Here is an 18,723-nt window from a genome sequence, read left to right as displayed (position 1 = left end):
TTACTGGTCGCCGCCGCGGCGGGTGGGCGGGGCGATCTCGGCGAGGACGGCGCGGATCGCGCCGGCCGCCGTCGCGCCCTCGAACTCCGCCTCGGCGTCGAGCACGATGCGGTGGGCGAGCACCGGCTCGGCGAGGTCCTTGATGTCGTCGGGGATGACGTAGTTGCGCCCGTGCGCGGCGGCCCAGGTCTTGGCGGCGCGGATGAGCGCGATGGCCCCGCGGACGCTGACGCCGATGGTGACGTTCTCGGTGCGGCGGGTCTCGGCGACGATCCGCGAGACGTACTCGAGGACGGCGGAGTCGACGTGGACGATCCCGGCGAGCTCGATCATCTCGACGACGGCGGCACCCGTGATCACCGGCGTCACCCCGCCCGCGCGGTCGCGGGTGGAGGCGGCGGCGAGGATGCTCACGGTCGCGTTGTGGTCGGGGTAGCCGACCGAGGTCTTCATGAGGAAGCGGTCGAGCTGCGCCTCGGGCAGGCGGTAGGTGCCGGCCTGCTCGATCGGGTTCTGCGTGGCGAGCACGATGAACGGGCGCCCGACCTCGTAGGGCACGCCGTCGAAGGTGACCCGCCCCTCCTCCATGACCTCGAGCAGCGCCGACTGGGTCTTCGGCGAGGCGCGGTTGATCTCGTCCGCGAGGACGACCGAGGCGAAGATCGGGCCCTTGTGGAACTCGAACTGCTGGGTCTTGGGGTCGAGGATCGACACACCGGTGACGTCGGAGGGCAGCAGGTCCGGAGTGAACTGGATGCGCGAGCTCGTCGTCTGCACCGCGGCGGCGAGCGAGCGGGCGAGCTGCGTCTTGCCCGTGCCGGGGACGTCCTCGAGGAGCACGTGCCCACCGCTGAGCATCGTCGTGACGACGAGCCGGATGACGCCGGCCTTCCCGACGACCGCCCCGCCGACGGCGGCGACGATCTTCTCGAAGGTGTCGGCGAACCACACCGCCTGCTCGGGCGTCATCGTGGTCTGCTGCTCGGTCGTGGTCATGAGGTCTCCAGTTGTTGCGGGCAGAACGTCGTCACCGGACGCGTTGCTGAGGCTGTCGAGCGTGTCACTTCGGCCAGGTATGGCTGCTGGTCAGATCGACGCCGTTGCCACGGACCCGGACAGTGACGGTCTCTTCGGACCCACCCCGGTAGGCCGTCGCTTGCCACGTCCCGTTCCCCGACAGGTGAGGACGGTAGGTGCGCCACGGGTTGTTCTCCCCGGGAGCGCTGAACTCCACGGTGTAGGTCCCTGAGGGCAGGTTTCGATAGTCGAAGGCGAGGTAGGAGCACGAGTAGTAGGTGCACCCTGGCTGACCGACAGCAGACGCACCCCGCTTCATCGTGATGCTTGGCTGTGGCGGGTCGGGGCGACGCACCGGCGCGGCGTCGGTTCTGACGGACTTGTCGGCGGTGCGGACCTCACCGTCGGCCCGCTCGACGCGGATCTGTGCCTGGTACGTGGTGCCCCACTCCCCGTTGATCTTGCGACTGCCACTAGCCGGGACGGTCTCCCACCCGCCATCGCCGATCTTCAGCCGGACGCTGGTGACCTCGCGCCCGTTGCCGTCCGGAGTCGTCCAAGTGAAGGTCGCGCCGGGCTGCTCTGAGATCGTGTCGATGTAGCCGTCGTGCCGGCCGTGCTTCTGCGCCAACATGGTCGCCTGCCCGAAGGGGCCGTACGGCACCGCCGGCGCCGAGGCGGGGCTGGCCTCTCCGCAGTAGGTGTTGCACGCGCGCACGGCGAAGGTGTAGCTCGATCCGTCGTTGAGGCCGGCGACCTTCTTGTTGGAGGCTAGCTGGCTCCATCCACCGCCGTTGATGCTCACCTCGAAGCGGCGGATCGGGTCGCCGTTGTCCTCCGGGCTCGAGAACTTCAGCAGTACCTCGCCGTCGGCGCCGGTGGGCTCGGCGGTGACGCTCGGCACCCGGTCAGGTTTGATGAAGGAACGCACCGAACCGGACGGCGGGCTCGCCGGGGACGTGCCGGCCTTGTTCGTCGCGGCCACCGTCACGGTGTAGTCGCTGCCTGCGGGGGCGTCCTCGGTGAAGGAGGTCTGCCCGCCGGGCACGGTGAAGGACTTGAAGACGCCGCCGTCGCGGCGGATGACGACGTCGTAGGAGGCAACGGCATCGCCGTTGTTCGGTGGGGCCGTCCACGAGGCGGTGATCTGGGCGTTGATCGGTGAATCGACGCGTTGGGCCACGGGGGCGACCGGCTGGTCCGGGACACCGGCGGGGACCTCGGGCGCCGACCACTCCGACCACTCGCTCGGGTCGGGCGCATCGTTGTGGGCCCGAACCCGCACGGTGTAGGACTGCCCGTTGCGCAGCCCCGTCCACGTGTGGGAGTTGCCGCTCACCGAGATCTGGCCGCCGCCCGGCGAGGGGGCGATCTGCAGGTCGTAGGAGGTGACGTCGGAGCCGCGGCTCACCGGCGTCGTCCAGTCGACCTCGAGCTGGCCGTCACCGAAGGTCAGGGTCGGGGCTGCGGGGCGCTCGGGCTTGACGTCGGGACGGGCGACGGCGGAGGGACCCGAGGGCTCGGAGTCACCGACCTTGTTGATCGCCGTCACCGTGAAGGTGTACTCGACGTCGTTCGTCAGGCCGCTGATCGTGCACGTGGTCGTGGGGCACTGCTGGCTGACACCGGCCGCCTCCACCCGGTAGCCGGTGATCGGCGCGCCGTTGTCCGCGGGCGCTGTCCACGTGAGCACGACTGTCTGGTCGCGCACCTCCTCGACACGCGGAGGCGCGGGACGCTCCGGCACGCCGATGACGGAGTAGGTGATGCGCCCATCGACGTAGCGCTCCCGGTCACCGGTGGCGTCCTGGACGGTGTAGCGAACGCTGGCCCTGCCGACGAACTCCTCGCCCGCCGTGACGGTGACCGAGTCGGTGCTGATGCTCGGGGCAGCACTCCCGTTCTCAGGCACCGCGTCGACGACCGTGAGTGGCTCGCCAGGGAAGGGGTTGAAGGCGCCCTGGAGCACGTTGACCGTCTCCGACGCGCCCTGCTCGATCTCGCCCAGGTCGACGTCGTTGACCGAGGCGAGGCGGCGGTTCGAGGCGGTGACGTTGACCTCGACGACCCCGGGCACCGGCTCTGCCTTGGAGTCGGACACGGTGATCTCGATGTTGCCGGCCGTGCCGCGCGGGGTCTCCACCGGCGCGGACACCGTGAGGTTGGGCCCGTCGAGGCTCGCGTCGACGCCGTCGGGAATCCCGACGAGCGCGTAGTCGAGCTGGTTGTAGTCGCCGGTGTCCTGGTCCTCCGAGAGCTGGCGCAGGTTGAGCACCACCGGCTCCTCGGCGGGCACGACGTCGATGGAGGCGCCGTCGAAGGTCGGCGGCGTGTTCTCGGTCGACTCGACCGTGATGTCGAGGGTGAGCACGGCGCTCAGGCCCTCGGGGTCCTCGGCGCTCTCGCCGTCGGTCACCTCGAAGGTGAGGGTCGCCGGCCCTGCGTAGGTGGGCGCGGAGGTGAAGGTCAGCGTCGTCGGGCCGACCACCGGGGAGCTGCCGTCGGAGTTGGTCGCGCGGACCTTCTCCGCGTCGGTCAGGCGCACCTCCTTGCCGCTCGGGGCGATGACGTAGTCCGCCAGCTCGATCTGGCGGGTCTCGCCCGTCGCGACGACGATCGGGTCGACGTCGGTGCGCAGTACCGGCCCGGAGTCCTCCAGGCCCGGGACGTCGACGAAGGCGTAGGAGGTGAGCCCGTCGACGTCGGTCACCGAGTAGGTGAGCACCTGCCGGAAGGGCTGGACGTCCACCTGGACCTCGTTCCCGACGACGCGCGCGTTCTCCGGGGAGCCCTCGAGGCCCACCGTGAGGTCCTCGCGGGTGCCGTCCGGGTCGAAGTCGTTCTCCAGGACCGGGATCGTCACCCGCTCCTGGTCGAGGATCGTGATGGCGCGGACGAGGTCGTCGACCGCCGTCGGCGGCTGCAGCGGCGCGTCCGCGGACACCTGGACGGAGATGATCCCGGTGGAGGTGCCGCCGCGCTGGTCGCTCACGTGGTAGGGCAGGGCGAAGGTGCCCTCCTGCTCCGGCGTGGAGATCTGCAGCCGGCCGCTGTCGAGCTGCTCGACGCCCAGCTCCTCGACCGCGTCGAAGGCGGGGTCGCCGAGGTAGAGCGGGTCGCCGTCGGGGTCGGTGTCGTTGACGATCGGGTCGAAGTCGACGACGCGGCCCGGCCGCACGAGCACCTCGTCGTCCACCGCCTGCGGCGCCCGGTTGAGCTCGGGCGGCGGGACGACGGCGATCCGCGCCGTCGCCGAGGCGTAGGTGCCCAGCCGGTCGCGCACCGCGTAGGTGAAGGTGTCGGTCCCGTTCGAGCGGGAGTAGGCCTCGTAGTCGATGTACGTGGGCCCGACCTCGACGACGCGGCCCTTCGTCGGCGCCTGGTCGGCGCCGAGGAGCTGGACGGAGTCGCCGTCGGGGTCGATACCGAAGAGGGGCACCTGGATGCGCACCCGCTCCCCGGCGAAGGCGCGGGCCTCCACGGGCAGCGGCTGCGGGGGCGCGTTGCGCTCGCCGTCGTCGGCCTGGACGTAGACCGTCACCTGGGCCGACGCGCGCTGCCCGGCCTCGTCGACGATCTCGTACACCGCGTTGATCGTCTGCGGCTGCTCGGGGGCGCGGAAGCGCAGGGTGTCGCCCGAGGCGAAGAGGTGGCCGGCCTGCGGCTCCTCGACCAGCTCGGTCGACAGCTCGAACTCCAGGCCCGCCGGGTGGGAGTCGTTGGACAGCACGGGGATGGTGACGAAGTCACCGGCACGGACGTTGGCGACGTCGGCCTGGGCCACCGGCGGCTGGACGAGCGCGTCCGGCGGCACCTGCATGACGACGACCTCACCGGTCGCGCTGGCGGCACCGTTGGACACCTCGTAGGTGAGGCGCTGGGTCGTCTGGACGTCCTGGCTGGCGGTAATCTTGAGGATGCGGTGCTCGAGGACCGCGACGGTGAGCCCGGAGTCCGCCGGCACGTCGACCTGGCGCACGGCGAGCAGCTCGCCGCTCGGGTCCTCGTCGTTGGCGAGGACGTCGACGAGCACCTGCCCGCCGGCGGGCAGCAGGCCGACGTCCTGGACGGCGACCGGGGCCGCGTCGGCGGGCTCGCGCACGTCGATGCGGATGAGGCCGGTAGCGGAGGCGCCGGCGTCGTTGACGACGATGTAGGTGAGGTAGAAGGTCTGCGCGGTGTCCGAGGAGAAGCGGAAGGCCCCGGAGTCGTAGTCGGCGACAACCTCCGCCCCGGGCACCTGCTGGACGTCGGCCAGGCGCAGCGGCTCGGCCTCGCCGCCCGGGTCGGTGTCGTTGGCCAGGGGCTCGACGACGGTCTCCTCACCGGCGATCGCGGTGACGAAGTCGAAGACGGGCACGGGCGGCAGCGCACCGGCCGGGCGGACGTCGACGGAGAGCTCGACCTCGGCGGTGTCGGTGCCGTCGAAGACCTCGACGGCCACCGGCTTGATGCCCGGCGTGACGCCGGAGTCGACGAAGGTGACCGCGCCGTCGGGCGTGAAGCGGACGATGTCGTCGGTGCTCGCGGTGGCGCCGACGACGACGAGCTCATCGCCGTCAGGGTCCATCACCGTGTCGAGGACGTTGACGCTGCCGGTCGCGCCGGTGACGAGCGTGAGCGTGGCGGGCCGCACCTGCTCGGGCGGCCGGTTGACGTCCTGCGGCACGGCGGTGACACGGGCGGTGGCCTCGGCCTCTCCCCCGCGCCCGTCGCTCACCGTGTAGCGCAGCGCCGCCGCGCCGGTGGCGCCCGGCGCGACGTCGATCTGCAGGGCTCGCCCGCCCATGATCGGGCGGACGGTGCCGAAGGACTCGCCGGGCGAGTCGAAGGCGGAGACGGTGAGGAGGTCGCCGTCGGGGTCGGTGTCGTTGGCGAGCACCTCGAGGACGGTCGTGGACCCGGCGCGCACGCCGAGGTCGTCGTCCTGGGCGATGGGGTCGCGGTTCTCCTGCTCGCGGTCGAGCGGGAGCTGCTCCTGGATCTCCTGCTGGGACTCCTCCTCGTCCTCGCTCGCCTCCTGCGGCGGCACGACGTCGTCCCAGTTCTCGACGATCTCCATGGCGTTCTTGACCAGCCACACGGTGCCGGCGACGAGGTCGTTGAGGACGACGACGTCGCGGTTGACGCGGAAGACGAGCCGCGCGTCGGTGAGGTTCTTGTCGATGGGCTGCTCGACGACCTCGCCATTGCCGCAGCGGGACTGGTAGACACCGGTGCCGCCGGCCCAGGCGCCGTGGCTGCAGCCGGCGACGACGACCGGCTCGCTCGGCGTGCCGGGCTGGGAGACGGCGTCGACGCTCGGCTCGCCGCGGCCGAGGGGCACGCGGACGAGCCCGTCGCGGGCGGCGAGGACAACGTCGCGGGCGGCCGCGGAGGGCGCCTGGAGGGCGACCTGGGCGGTGTCGGCGACGTCGGCCAGCTCGAGCGGCTCGCTGTCGGGGCGCAGGAGGGTGACGCGGTCCTGCTCGTCGCGGACGAGCACGACCGGCTCGTCGCCGACCGCCGTCACCTGGATCTCGGCCTCGGTGAGGCGCTCGGGGCCCACGCCCAGCTCGGCGACCTCCGGCTCCTCCCCCGCCTCGGGGTCGAAGCCGGCCGGGACGGTGACGAGGGTGGCGTCGTCCGGGGAGACGCCGTAGGTGGTGCCGTCGACGCCGACGGCGATGACGGCGTTGGCGCCGAGCCCGGCGGTCGCCTCCCGCTCCTCGTCGGCGAGGGCGCCGACGCCGAGCACCGGGGTGGCGTGCAGCTGCCCGCTGCGGGAGTCGAGGACGGCGACGGTCTGCCCGCCCATCTCGATCTGCCTGGGCCCGGGCAGGGAGACGGAGGTCGTCGTCGTCACGGTCGCGGGGTCGACCTGCTGGAGGACGCCGGTGCCCTCGTCGACGAGGAAGACGTTGCTGCCGTCCTGGAGGACGTCGAAGCTCGCGCTGCGGGCGGCGAGCCCGCCGTCGAGGAGCTGGACCTGGCTGTTGAGGCGGCCCAGGCGCATGTGCTCCTGGCTGGTGACCCACACGCCGCCGTCGTTGAGGTCGACGTCCGCCGTGGCGACGCCGTCGTAGAGGACACCGGCGAGGACGAGTCCCGCGCCGAGGACGGTGACCGTCCCGGCGCTGACCATCCGCTGCCGTCGCTTGGGGTCCGTGGCCCGCCGGCTCCGGCGGGTGCCGGGAACTGCCGGAGTTGCCGCGGCTCGACCGCGTCCGAATCGCACAGCTGCGCCCCAGGATCTCGTGTGACTTCTTCGGGCCGGGAGCATGGGCCCCTACGCCGCCTCGCAGAGTAACAAAGGGGTGGGCCGAAGGTGCTACCGGACCACGGGGAGAACTACCCCTTGTGAAGGAGCCTCCCCTAGGAGTCGGAGTTGCGGGCCCGTTCCTCGTCGAGCGCGGGCAGCTGCTCGGCGCTGACGATCCGCGAGGCGACGGCGTGCTCGACCAGCCGCGCGCGGCGGTTGACCGCGAGCTGCTGGGGTCCACCACGCAGGCCCCGCACGCCGTTGCGGTCGAGCTTGTCGCACACGTTGTCGAGCTTGCGGTTGAACTTCGTCAGCGCCCAGCCCAGCCGCTCGGCGGCCTGCGCCGATGTGGGGATCGAGGCGCTGCCGCGGCCGGAGAGCACCGGCTCGGCAAGCGCGAGGACGAGCAGGTGCTGGGACGCGGTGAGCGAGACCGGGCCGATCGTCGTGTCGCCGACGTGCACGGGCTCGGCCTTGGCCGGGGCGAAGGCCGGGTCGGGGTTGACGAGGGTGATCTCGTAGGTGGTCGGCCCGGCGGTGAAGAGGATCGTCGTGCGGGCGTAGACGAGCGGCAGGCGCGCGCCGGGCGCGAGCCAGGCCTGGGTGTTGCCGTCGCTGTCCGCGAGCGTCGCCGACAGCCGCGAGCCGACGTTCTCGATCCACCACAGGTCCTCGACGCAGGCGATGCGGAGGAAGCGGCGGTGGAGGTAGGGGTTGTCGTCGATCTGCAGGGCGCCCTCGCGCCCGACGTAGAACGGCTCCTCGCGGGAGACGGGGAACCACTCCCCGCAGAACTCCAGCTGCACGGTGCTGTGCTCGGTCATCGTCCTCCTCAGTCGACGCAGGTCGCGGCCGGCTCGGCCGAAACCATGCCCTGCTCGGTGATGGTGCGCAGCTCGATGCACACCCGCTCGGCGGACTCCACGACCAGCGGCGCCTCGGCCACCGGCTGGCTCTCGCCGACCTTCCCGCCGTCGGTCCGCACCCACGAGTAGCTCGGCTCGCCCTCGACCTCGGGCGCGGACCAGGTGAACTCGACCCGCTCCCCGCTCACCCGCTCCCCGCTCAGGTCGACGGGCGGGGGGACGACGTCGGGGATGACGACGGTCCCGATCGTCGACGTCGCCGTCGGCTCGGGCTCCTCGTCCCCGCGCAGCTGGCCGGCCACGACGATCCCGCCGACGACGACGGCGGCCGCGGCCACCCCCGCGGCCACCCACCGCCACGTGGGACGACGGCGGTCGGGAGCGGCGTCGTCGGGCTCCGCGGCCGCGTCGGCACGTCCGCGGGTGCTCTCGGTGACGTCGTCGTGCTCCCACGTGCGCACGCCGCGGAGCACGGTGTGCGGCTCCTCCTCGACCGGGGCGGGGGTGGCGCCGGTGGGGTCGACCTCGGTGACGGCCCGGACGACCGTGCGGCCCTCGTCGGAGCCGTCGTCCGCCGGCGCGGTGGCCGAGGAGAGCCACGAGGTGTCGGGCACCTCGATGTCGGTCATCGCCAGGCGGAGCTCCTGCTCGACGACCTGGAGCGCGCGGGCGAGGTCGAGGGCCGTCGCGGGGCGGGCCGCCGGCGACTTGGCCATGGCGGCAGCGAGGAGCCGCTCGAGGGAGGCGGGCACGTCGGTGCGGCCGATCGGCGGCACCGGGTCGCGCTTGATGCGCATGGTGAGGTCGAGTCGGGTGTTGGGCCCGCCCGGCCGCGCGAAGGGCGAGCGGCCCGCAAGGAGCGTGTAGAGGGTGGCTGCTAGGGAGTACACGTCCCCGGCGACGCCGGAGGACTCCCCCTCGATCGCCTCGGGCGGGGCCCACGGGATCGACACGCCGCCGGACTCGTCGGCGCCGGTGAGGCCGGCGATGCCGAAGTCGGTGAGCGCGGGACGGCCGTACTCGGTGGTGAGGACGTTCGCCGGCTTGATGTCGCGGTGGACGATGCCGGCCCGGTGGGCGGTCTCCACCGCGCCGGCCAGCCGCACGCCGATGCCGAGGACCTCGGGGACGCCGAGCGGGCGCACCTTGACGCGCTCGGCGAGGTTGGGCAGCGGGCAGTACTGCATGACGAGGTAGGGGCGCCCGTCGGCGGCGGTGTCCGCGTGGTAGATCGTGACGATCGAGGAGTGCGTCGACAGCTGGGCCATGAGGTTGGCCTCGGCGGCGAACTGCTCGCGCGACTGCCCCTGCGTGGCCTCGTGGGTGAGGACCTTGATGGCGACCTGCCGCTGCGGCAGGCGCTGGGTGTAGAGGTAGACGTCGGCGAAGCCGCCCGAGCCGAGCAGGCGCTCGACGGTGTAGCCGGGCAGCTCGGGCGGCTGCGCGGGCTGGCGTCGTGGGCTCACCGCGCTCCCTCGACGCGGGTGACGGTGACGGTGACGCCGGTGCCGAGCTCGATGACGGCGCCGGCACCGACCGGCACCCCGGTCCCCGGCTGGAGCCGGAAGGAGGGCTGCTCGGGGAGGTGGACGACGGTGCCGTTGGTCGAGTTGAGGTCGGTGACGACGACGTGGCCGCCCGCCGGCCGGATCTCCACGTGCGTGGAGGAGATGTCCCGCTCCGGGTTGGACACGCTGACCAGTCGCGGCACCTCGGTGCCGACGAAACGCGCCGCCTCGGGCGCCCGGCCGAGGAGGACCGGACGGTCCATCTCGATGCGCGGGCCGGTGGACAGGGTGAGCTCGAGCTCCGACGGCGGACGCTCGACCTGCTCGAGGGCGATCGGCACGTTCGTCGCCGGGATCTCGGAGGTGAGGATGGTCTGGCCGTCGTGGTCGCCGTCCTCGCCGGGCGGCGGGGGCAGCGGCGCGCCGAAGGGCGCGGCGGCCGGCGCAGGAGGCGGCGGCCACGCGCTCACGGGGGGCGCGGTGGGCGGGCGCAGCCGGCCGGGGAGCGAGTCGATGATGCCGCCGGTCTCGCCGTCGTGGTCCTCCTCGGGCTCCGGCAGGCGGGTGGCCTCGAGCTCGGGGGCGACGTGGGCGCTGTCCGCGGGCTCGGCCGGGGTCTCGGCGGTGACGGCATCCGTGGTGCTGGGCTCGGCGTTGCCGGGCGGCTCGGGTGCCGCGGCGACGGTCTCGCTCGCGCGGGCCTGCACCTGCTCTGTGGGCCACAGGAGGAAGTCGTAGTCGTCGGACTCCTCGGCCTCCTCGGAGTCCAGCGGTGCCGGGGTCGCGGGCGTCGCGGCGAGAGCCGGCTCGGGAACGGGCTCCTCCGCAGGCTCGGCACCCGCCGGCGCGGGCTCGTCGGCCGGCTCCGGCTCAGGGCTCGCAGCGGTCTCCACGCGCACGGGCTCGGGCTCGGACTCGGGGCTCGCCGCCGTCTCCGCACCCACGGGCTCGGGCTCGGGCTCGGGCTCGGGCTCGGGCTCGGGGGAAGCCTGCTCGGGCTCGGGGCTTGCCGCCGTCTCCACGCCCACGGGCTCCGGGTCGGCCGGCGCCACCACGGGCGTGGCCGCGTGCCTGCCCGCGACCGCTGCCGCCAGGGCGGGCATCCGTGCCACGGTGAGCTCGACGTCGTCGTCCTCCTCCGTCAGCGGCGCGGCGGGGACCTCCTGGTCCACGGCGAGCCGCGCGGCGGCGGCGCGGACGATGCCGCCGCTGACGGGCAGCCAGCCGCCGTCGGCGGTCTCGGCGCGGATGGTGACGTCGGTGGCCGCGGGGAGGACCTCCTCGCGCCACGTCGCGTAGCCGCGGGCGGAGACCACCTGGCCACCGATCTCGACGTCGACCTCGCCGCGGACGAGCACGCGCAACCCGTCCGGGTGGGTCTCGACCATGGCGAAGGACGGCAGGGCCGCGATGCCGGTCGAGGCGAGGTACTCGACCCACGCGCCCAGGCGGCGGCCGGTCGTCGTCAGCTGCCACAGCTCCCGGGCGACGTCCTCGGGGACGGCCGGGTGGAGCAGCGCGAGCGCGCCGTCGCTCACCAGAGCGGTCCAGCCACCGCTCTGGTACTCGTGCGCCGTCATCGTCCGGCTCCCGCCTCGGCCCGCGGCAGCGTGGACCCGTTGTCCTCGTCGGCGCGTCGCTCGGTGCGGTCGACGTCGTCGTCGTCACCGGCGGCGAGCACGATGACGGAGACGTTGTCGTTGGCGCCACCGCCCTGGACGGCGCGGTCAAGGAGGGTGGCGGCGGCCTCGTGCGGGTGCCCGGCCGCGGAGACGACCTCGCGGATCTCGGCGTCCTCGAGCTCGCCGAACAGGCCGTCGCTGCACAGCACGAGCCGGTCCGGGCCGCCGGCGCGGAGCATCCAGAAGTCGATCTCGGGCACGGCACCGGTGCCTACGGCGCGGGTGATGACGTTGCGCTGCGGGTGGCGGCGCGCCTCGGCGCGGCTGATGGTGCCGGAGTCGACCATCTCCTGGACGAGCGAGTGGTCCACGCTCACCTGCTCGAGCGCCTGGTCGGTGCAGCGGTAGACGCGCGAGTCGCCGACGTTGAAGACGAGCCACACGGGGTGGCCGTCCTGCTCGGTGAGGATCGCGCCGGCCACCGTCGTGCCGGCCACCGCGTCCTCCCCCGCCATGGTGCGGCGGATGAGCTCACCGGCGCGGCGCAGCGCCTCGGTGACGTCCTCCGGCCGCAGCGGCCGGCCGCTGCGCGCGAGCTGGGCGAGCTCGGTGACGACCGTGTGGCTGGCCATGTCGCCGCGCGCGTGCCCGCCCATGCCGTCCGCGACGGCGAAGACGGGAGGCTGCGCCAGCACGGAGTCCTCGTTCGCCTGGCGTCGGCCACCCGCGTCGGTGGCCACGCCCCAGTGGATCTGCATCCGCTTCCTCTCGCCGTTCCGTGACGGATCCTACGCGGCGCCGGGCCCGGTGCGGACCAGCACGCCACCGCTGGTCACCACACGGTCGGGAACACGCCCCAGTAGCCGGCGGCGAGGAGCAGCACGAGCGCCCCGAGGTGCACGCCCACGAGGGTGATCGTGCCGACCGTGCCGGTGCGCACGCCGCTGCGCCGCACCCGCAGCCACGTGGTGGCGGACCAGACGCCCACCGCCGTCGTGCCGACGGCGACGAGCTGCACCCCGAGCCACCCGCCCTGGACGGCGAAGGGGTTGGTCTCGTAGTTGAGCGCGAGGTCGGCGACGACCATGAGGTAGGAGACGAAGAGGGTCCACACGGCGAGCACCCCCAGGGCCAGCGCCCCGGTGGAGCGCGCCAGCGGGGAGGGCAGCCGCTCGCTGGGACGCCGGACGAGCCGGGTGAGGAGCCACAGCGCCGGGCCGAGTGCGAGGAGGACGAGCGGGCCGACGAGGGTGAGGACGATCATGTCGCCCGAGGCGTACCAGCGCGGGCTGTCGACCGGCTCGGCGCGGAAGCGCTGCTCGGGCTGGCCGCCGGCGATGCGCGGCTCGGCGTTTGCCGTCTCCGGCAGGCCCTGCACCCAGCGGGCGATGGCGTCGGGGAAGCCGGGGGCGAGCTCGCCGTCGATGCGGATGCCGTGGTTGGCGCCCTCGAAGTAGCGGACCGTGTACCCGGTGTTGCCGGCCTCGGCGAGGTCGGCGATGACCTTGGCCGGGGCCTGGACGATCGGCATCGACACGTCCTCGGTGCCGTAGACCATGAGGACGGGCTGGTCCATGCGCTGCTGGTAGGGGCTGACGTCGAAGTCGGCGTAGACGAAGCCGCCGCCGGGGATCTCGCTGCCCAGCAGCCGGGGCACCGCGCGCAGGAGCTGCTGGGGGGCGCCGAGGTTGCGCAGGTAGGTGTCGGTGGCGAGGGCGAACTGCTCGCGGGCCGGCACCACGGGTGCGGACACGAGGACGAGCGAGGCCACCTCGGGGTGCTCCGCGGCGGCCACCGGTGCGATGAAGGCCCCCTCGCTCTCCGCGTAGAAGCCCACCCGCTCCGGGTCGACCCCCTCGCGCTCGCTCAGCGCCCGCCAGCTGTGCATGTAGTCCTCGGCCATCGCCGGGTAGTCACGGAAGCGGGTGGTGTAGGTGTCCATCCGCTTGTCCGGGACCAGGGAGACGACCCCGGCGCTGGCCAGCGCCTCGGTCATCTGCCAGAAGTTGTCGTGGGTGGCGGTGCCGGCGCCGTGCATGAAGACGAGGCCGGGGCGCAGCCCGGGGGCGTCGACGGGCTCGTGGACGGTGGCCCGGACCGTGGCGCCGTCGAGCTCGACGGTGAAGGTCTCGGTGCGGGTCTCGTAGGTGCCGACCGGGTCGGTGGCGACGTCACCGCCGATCGTCACGTCGGGGGTCTGCACGACGAGGGTCTGCTCGAGCGGCTGGGGGTGCCAGCCGGGTCCCGCGACGGTGCCGATGAGCCCGAACAGCAGGACCGCGACGACCGTCACGGCGACTCTCCACGACCTCACCGCGCCAGGGTAGTCGCATGCCGGGCCCGGTCAGCCGACCGGTGGCCGCGCGCCGGGCTCCTCCCCCACCCCCGCCGAGTACGCACATACGGTCAGCGGAGCGGCCCTGTCATGCCTCAAAACTGCCCGTAGGTGCGTACTCGAGTGAAGCGAGGTGTGCTGCAGGTGTGCGGCTCGCGACACCGGTGTCCACATGAGCGGACACCGACGCACCCCCGCGCGTGGGGCCGGGTCGACGATCTCGCCATGGGCATCGTCATTGAACCCCGCGACGTTCCGACCGCCTCGCTCACCTCGGTGGTCGGCAGACGTGCGGCGCGAGCAGCACTCCGGTCAGGGGAGTCCATGAGCGTGCGCCGCGGCGCACTGGTGCCACCACTTCCGGCGGGGAAGCGCTGGGAGGAGACAGAGGGTCACGCACTGGCCATGATTGCCTCTGCAGGGAGCAAGCTGCGCAACGACGCCGCCTTCAGCCACGCCTCCGCAGCCCTCCTCCACGGACTGTGGGTGCTGACCGTTCCCAATCGCCCGGAGGTCAGCCAGAGCACCCGGCCCAACATGCACGCCAAGAGCTCCCTCTGGCGTCATCACGCCAGACTCCCTCCCGACGACGTGACCACCCTCGGCGACCTGCGTGTCACCACGCTCGAACGGACCATCGCGGACTGCGCCCGCACCATGCGCCCACGAGACGCGCTGGCCGTCGCCGACAGCGGCATGCGCGCGATCCTTCACGCCGACCGACGCACCAAGGAGGCGGACGCGGCACGCGTCGCCGAGCTCCGGCGTCAGCTCCGACGAATGGTGGACACCGGACCGCCGCGCGGCCGGCGGCAGGCGCGTGCCGTCATCGCCGCTGCCGACCCGTACGCCGAGTCGCCGATGGAGACGGTGCTGCGATGGGTCGCCGTCTCACGCGGCCTGCCCACGCCCGAGGTGCAGATGCCGGTGATCACGCGTGAGGAGACCTTCTACGTCGACCTGGGATGGCGGTGGGTCCTGCGGCGTGCGGACGGATCGACCGTCGTGGTCGTCGTCCTCCTCGAGTACGACGGCGAGCTCAAGTACGTACCCGGCGACGGGCTGGTCGACTCCGTCGAGGAAGCGGTGGCGGCCGTCCTGGCGGAGAAGCGCCGCGAGGACCTCATCCGCGAGAACCCGGACAACGTCCTTCGACGGTTCAGCAAGGCCGACGTGTTCGACCCGAACCGTACCTTCGCACGCATCCTGTCGGTGGTACCGCGTGAGGTCCGTGCGAAGCTCAACCCGGTCCCCGAGCTCCTCGACGGCACGGCCCTCCGCCCACGCTCCTGAACGCGAGTACGCACTTGTGGTCAGTCTTGAGGCCATCTGGGGCTCCCGCCGTGACCGTAGGTGCGTACTCGCGAGAGGAGGGGGAGGGTCCCCGCTAGAAGCCGAGGCGGTGCAAGAGCTTGGGGTCGCGTTGCCAGTCTTTTGCCACCTTGACGTGGAGGTCGAGGTACACGCGGGAGCCGAGGAGCATCTCGATGCCGCGGCGGGCGCGGGAGCCGACGTCGCGCAGCCGGGAGCCGGCGCGGCCGATGACGATGGCCTTCTGCGAGTCGCGCTCCACGTAGAGGTTGACGCGCACGTCGAGCAGGTCGTCGCGGCCCTCCCGCTCGACGATCTCCTCGACGACGACGGCCAGCGAGTGCGGCAGCTCGTCGCGCACGCCCTCGAGGGCGGCCTCGCGGACGAGCTCGGCGATCATGACGACCTCCGGCTCGTCGGTGAGCTCGCCCTCCGGGTACAGCGGCGGGGACTCGGGCATCTGCGCGAGGAGGACGTCGGCGAGGACGTCGACCTGCTCGCCGTTCTTCGCCGACACCGGCACGATCTCGGCGTAGTCGCCGAGCGCGTCGATCTCGAGCAGGTGCTCGGCGAGCCGCTCGCGGCTCACCTTGTCGCTCTTCGTCGCGACGGCGACGACGGGGGTGCGCAGCTCGGCCAGCTCACGGGCGATGAACTTGTCACCGGGGCCGATCTTCTCGTCGGCCGGCAGGCAGAAGACGACGACGTCGACCTCGCCCATCGTGTCGCGCACGAGGTCGTTGAGCCGCTCCCCCAGCAGGGTGCGCGGGCGGTGCAGGCCCGGGGTGTCGACGAGCACGAGCTGTCCGTCCTCCCGGTGCACGATGCCGCGCACGGCGCGGCGGGTCGTCTGCGGCCGCCCGGAGGTGATGGCCACCTTCTGGCCGACCAGCGCGTTCGTCAGCGTGGACTTGCCGGCGTTGGGCCGGCCCACCATCGAGGCGAACCCCGCTCGGTAGCCCTCGGGCCACGAGTACGTCATGAGCTCTCGTCCTTCTCGTCGGACTCGGGCGCCTCGACGGCCCGGGCCAGGATGGTGGCGATCTGTCGGCGTCGCCCGCCGGCGCGCTCGGCCTGCAGGTGCAGGCCGGCGACCTCGACCTCGGCCCCGGGGATCGGGACCTTGCCGAGCGCCTTGGCGAGCAGGCCGCCCGCGGAGTCGACGTCGTCGTCGTCGAGCTCGAGGCCGAAGAGCTCACCGAGCTCGTCGACGGGCAGGCGGGCCGGGACGCGCACGAGGCCGCCGTCGAGCTCCTCGACGACGGGCTCGGCGCGGTCGTGCTCGTCGGTCAGCTCACCGACGAGCTCCTCAAGGAGGTCCTCGATGGTGACGAGGCCGGCGATGCCGCCATACTCGTCGACGACCATCGCGATGTGGAAGTTCTTCGCCTGCATCTCGCGCAGGAGGTCGTCGACGAGGATCGTCTCGGGCACGTAGACGGCCTCGCGGGCCGCGGTCTCGACGAGGTCGGAGCCGGCCTCGGGCCGCATGTGCGTGCGGCGCAGGACGTCCTTGAGGTAGAGGATGCCGCGCACGTCGTCGACCGACTCCCCCACGACGGGCACGCGGGAGAAGCCGGAGCGCACGAAGAGCGCCAGCGCCTTGGTCAGCGGCTTGTCGGCGTCCATCGTCACCATGTCCGGCCGCGGCACCATGACCTCGCGCACGAGGGTGCTGCCAAGCTCGAACATCGACTGGAGCATCGTGCGCTCCTCGTCGGCGAGCTGCTCGGACTGGCTCACCCGGTCGACCATGTCGCGCAGGTCCTCGGCGGCCTCCTCCCGGGCCTCCGCCTCGGTGAGCCGCGGCTTGGGCGTCAGCGCCCGGGCCAGGGCGACGGCGGGTCGGGTGACGGCGAGGACGACCCCGACGAGCGGCAGCAGCGCGTGCAGCACCCGCCCGGGCTGGCGGGTGCCCAGCCGCCGCGGCCCGGAGCCGGCGACGACGGCGACGAGCAGCGCCGTGACGACGACGGCGGTGAGCAGCACCTGCCACCACTCGGGCAGGAGGTCGGCGACGACGAGGGTGAGGGCGACCGCCGTCGTCATCTCCGCGAGGACGCGTGCCAGGGCCAGGGCGGGCAGCGCGGCGTCCCGGGCGTCGGCGAGCTGCTCGACGCGGTCGGCGCGGGGCCGCTCGGCGACGTGGAGCTCGTTGAGGGCGGTGCGTCCGATGCGCCGCAGCGCCGCCTCGGCCGCGACGAGCACGGCGGTGACGACGAGCGCGCCGAGCGCGAGGACGAGCAGCCACCACTCGGGAATGTCGGAGAGCAGTCCGTCCATGTCAGCGCTCGGCGAGGAAGGTGAGCAGCAGCTTGCGCTGCAGCGCGAACATCTCCTTCTCCTCCTCGGGCTCGGCGTGGTCGTAGCCGAGGAGGTGGAGGATGCCGTGCGTGGTGAGGAGGAGGAGCTCCTCGGCGGTGCTGTGGCCGGCGGTCTTGGCCTGTGCGGCCGCGACCTCGGGGCACAGCACGATGTCGCCGAGCATGCCCTCGACGGGCTCCTCGCCGGGCGTGCCGGGGCGCAGCTCGTCCATGGGGAAGGACAGGACGTCGGTGGGGCCCGGCTCGTCCATCCACTTGACGTGGAGCTCGGTCATGACGTCGCTCGTGACGAACATGATCGACAGCTCGGCCTGCGGGTGGACGTGCATCTGCTCGAGCACGTAGCGGGCGAGGGCGGCGAACTCCTCCTCGTCGACCTCGTAGCCGGACTCGTTGGCGACCTCGGTGCTCATGCTCGTCCCTCCCGGCGGGTCCCGGCCCGCCGCTGTGCCCGGTTGCCGCTCGGTCCGGCGTCCCAGCGCTCGTAGGCGTCGATGATCTCCGAGACGAGGCGGTGGCGGACGACGTCGGCCGAGGTGAGGCGGCAGAAGGCAACGTCCTCGATACCGGTGAGGATGTCCTCGACGACCCGCAGGCCGGAGGACGTGCCGCTGGGCAGGTCGACCTGCGTCACGTCACCGGTGACGACGACGCGCGAGTTGAAGCCGAGCCGGGTGAGGAACATCTTCATCTGCTCGGGCGAGGTGTTCTGGGCCTCGTCGAGGATGATGAAGGCGTCGTTGAGCGTGCGCCCGCGCATGTAGGCGAGCGGCGCGACCTCGATGGTCCCGGCCGCCATGAGCTTGGGGATCGACTCGGGGTCGAGCATGTCGTGCAGCGCGTCGTACAGCGGCCGCAGGTAGGGGTCGATCTTGTCGTTGAGCGTGCCGGGCAGGTAGCCCAGCCGCTCCCCCGCCTCGACCGCCGGGCGGGTGAGGACGATGCGGTTGACGCGCTTGGACTGCAGCGCGTGGACGGCCTTGGCCATGGCGAGGTAGGTCTTGCCGGTGCCGGCCGGGCCCACGCCGAAGGTGATGGTGTGCTCGTCGATCGCGTCGACGTACGACTTCTGCCCCAGCGTCTTGGGCCGGATCGTGCGCCCGCGGCTGGAGAGAATGTCGAAGGTGAGGACGTCGGCGGGGCGCTCCGCCGTCGGGGCGGTGAGCATGCGGATGGCGCGCTGGACGGCGTCGGCGGTCAGGGCCTGCCCGCTGCGGGCGACCTCGGCGAGCTCGTCGACGAGCCGCTCGGCGAGGGCGACGTCGCCCGCGGGGCCGGAGAAGGACACGACGTTGCCGCGGACGTGGATGTCGACGCCGGGGAAGCCGCTCTCGACGGCGCGCAGGACCTCGTCGCGCTGACCGAGGAGGAAGACCATGGGCACGTCGTCAGGGACGGTGATCTGGTGCTGGAGCATCGCATCCGGGCGGGACGCGTCGTCGCTGTGTGGCATGGGCGGGGGCGCGTGGCCCCGGTTCCTCCTGGGTGGGCGAAAAGAC

General features: G+C 72.7%; 12 protein-coding genes. 1 reads left to right on the top strand and 11 read right to left on the bottom strand.

The features are described 5' to 3' along the window. From AA0005_RS07280 to AA0005_RS07250, 7 genes are all read right to left on the bottom strand, one after another. Positions 1–996, bottom strand: a complete 996-nt coding sequence (locus AA0005_RS07280; protein WP_413452746.1) for an AAA family ATPase — start codon at positions 994–996, stop codon at positions 1–3. A 64-nt stretch (positions 997–1,060) separates the two neighbouring features. Further along, positions 1,061–7,141, bottom strand: coding sequence for an Ig-like domain-containing protein (locus tag AA0005_RS07275; protein ID WP_413452745.1), 6,081 nt, complete (start codon positions 7,139–7,141; stop codon positions 1,061–1,063). Positions 7,142–7,371: 230 nt separating this feature from the next. Continuing rightward, positions 7,372–8,082, bottom strand: coding sequence for a hypothetical protein (locus tag AA0005_RS07270; RefSeq protein ID WP_413452744.1), 711 nt, complete (start codon positions 8,080–8,082; stop codon positions 7,372–7,374). Between the two features lie 8 nt (positions 8,083–8,090). Next, positions 8,091–9,590, bottom strand: a complete 1,500-nt coding sequence (locus AA0005_RS07265; protein WP_413452743.1) for a serine/threonine-protein kinase — start codon at positions 9,588–9,590, stop codon at positions 8,091–8,093. Next, positions 9,587–11,212, bottom strand: coding sequence for an FHA domain-containing protein (locus AA0005_RS07260; protein ID WP_413452742.1), 1,626 nt, complete (start codon positions 11,210–11,212; stop codon positions 9,587–9,589). Before AA0005_RS07260 ends, AA0005_RS07265 begins: the two co-directional genes overlap by 4 nt. Further along, positions 11,209–12,012 (bottom strand): PP2C family protein-serine/threonine phosphatase, encoded by an 804-nt coding sequence (locus AA0005_RS07255; RefSeq protein ID WP_413452741.1) that lies wholly within the window; start codon positions 12,010–12,012, stop codon positions 11,209–11,211. The genes AA0005_RS07260 and AA0005_RS07255 overlap by 4 nt, the downstream gene beginning before the upstream one ends. 74 nt (positions 12,013–12,086) lie before the next feature. Continuing rightward, positions 12,087–13,568, bottom strand: coding sequence for an alpha/beta hydrolase family protein (locus AA0005_RS07250; protein WP_413452740.1), 1,482 nt, complete (start codon positions 13,566–13,568; stop codon positions 12,087–12,089). A 426-nt stretch (positions 13,569–13,994) separates the two neighbouring features. Between AA0005_RS07250 and AA0005_RS07245 the strand changes: the two genes are divergently transcribed. Continuing rightward, positions 13,995–14,882: a hypothetical protein gene (locus AA0005_RS07245; RefSeq protein ID WP_413452739.1), complete on the top strand. Its 888-nt coding sequence runs from the start codon at positions 13,995–13,997 to the stop codon at positions 14,880–14,882. Between the two features lie 94 nt (positions 14,883–14,976). Here AA0005_RS07245 and era read toward each other — a convergent pair whose 3' ends face one another. The 4 genes from era to AA0005_RS07225 are packed head-to-tail and all read right to left on the bottom strand — an operon-like array spanning position 14,977 to position 18,677. Then, entirely contained in the window at positions 14,977–15,882 is a 906-nt protein-coding gene (gene era / locus AA0005_RS07240; RefSeq protein ID WP_413452738.1) for a GTPase Era, read from the bottom strand. Then, positions 15,879–17,183, bottom strand: a complete 1,305-nt coding sequence (locus AA0005_RS07235) for a hemolysin family protein (protein WP_413452737.1) — start codon at positions 17,181–17,183, stop codon at positions 15,879–15,881. The genes era and AA0005_RS07235 overlap by 4 nt, the downstream gene beginning before the upstream one ends. Before the next feature lies 1 nt (position 17,184). Beyond that, a complete protein-coding gene (ybeY, locus tag AA0005_RS07230) occupies positions 17,185–17,637 on the bottom strand; it encodes an rRNA maturation RNase YbeY (RefSeq protein WP_413452736.1) in 453 nt (150 codons plus the stop codon). After that, the gene (locus AA0005_RS07225) at positions 17,634–18,677 is read right to left on the bottom strand and encodes a PhoH family protein (protein WP_413452735.1); all 1,044 of its coding nucleotides are present in this window, start codon (positions 18,675–18,677) and stop codon (positions 17,634–17,636) included. Before AA0005_RS07225 ends, ybeY begins: the two co-directional genes overlap by 4 nt. Between the last annotated feature and the right edge of the window lie 46 nt (positions 18,678–18,723).

The sequence above is a fragment of the Georgenia phoenicis genome, assembly GCF_047302425.1.
In the GTDB taxonomy this organism is placed as follows: domain Bacteria; phylum Actinomycetota; class Actinomycetes; order Actinomycetales; family Actinomycetaceae; genus Oceanitalea.
This window is presented reverse-complemented; position numbering and strand designations above follow the sequence as displayed.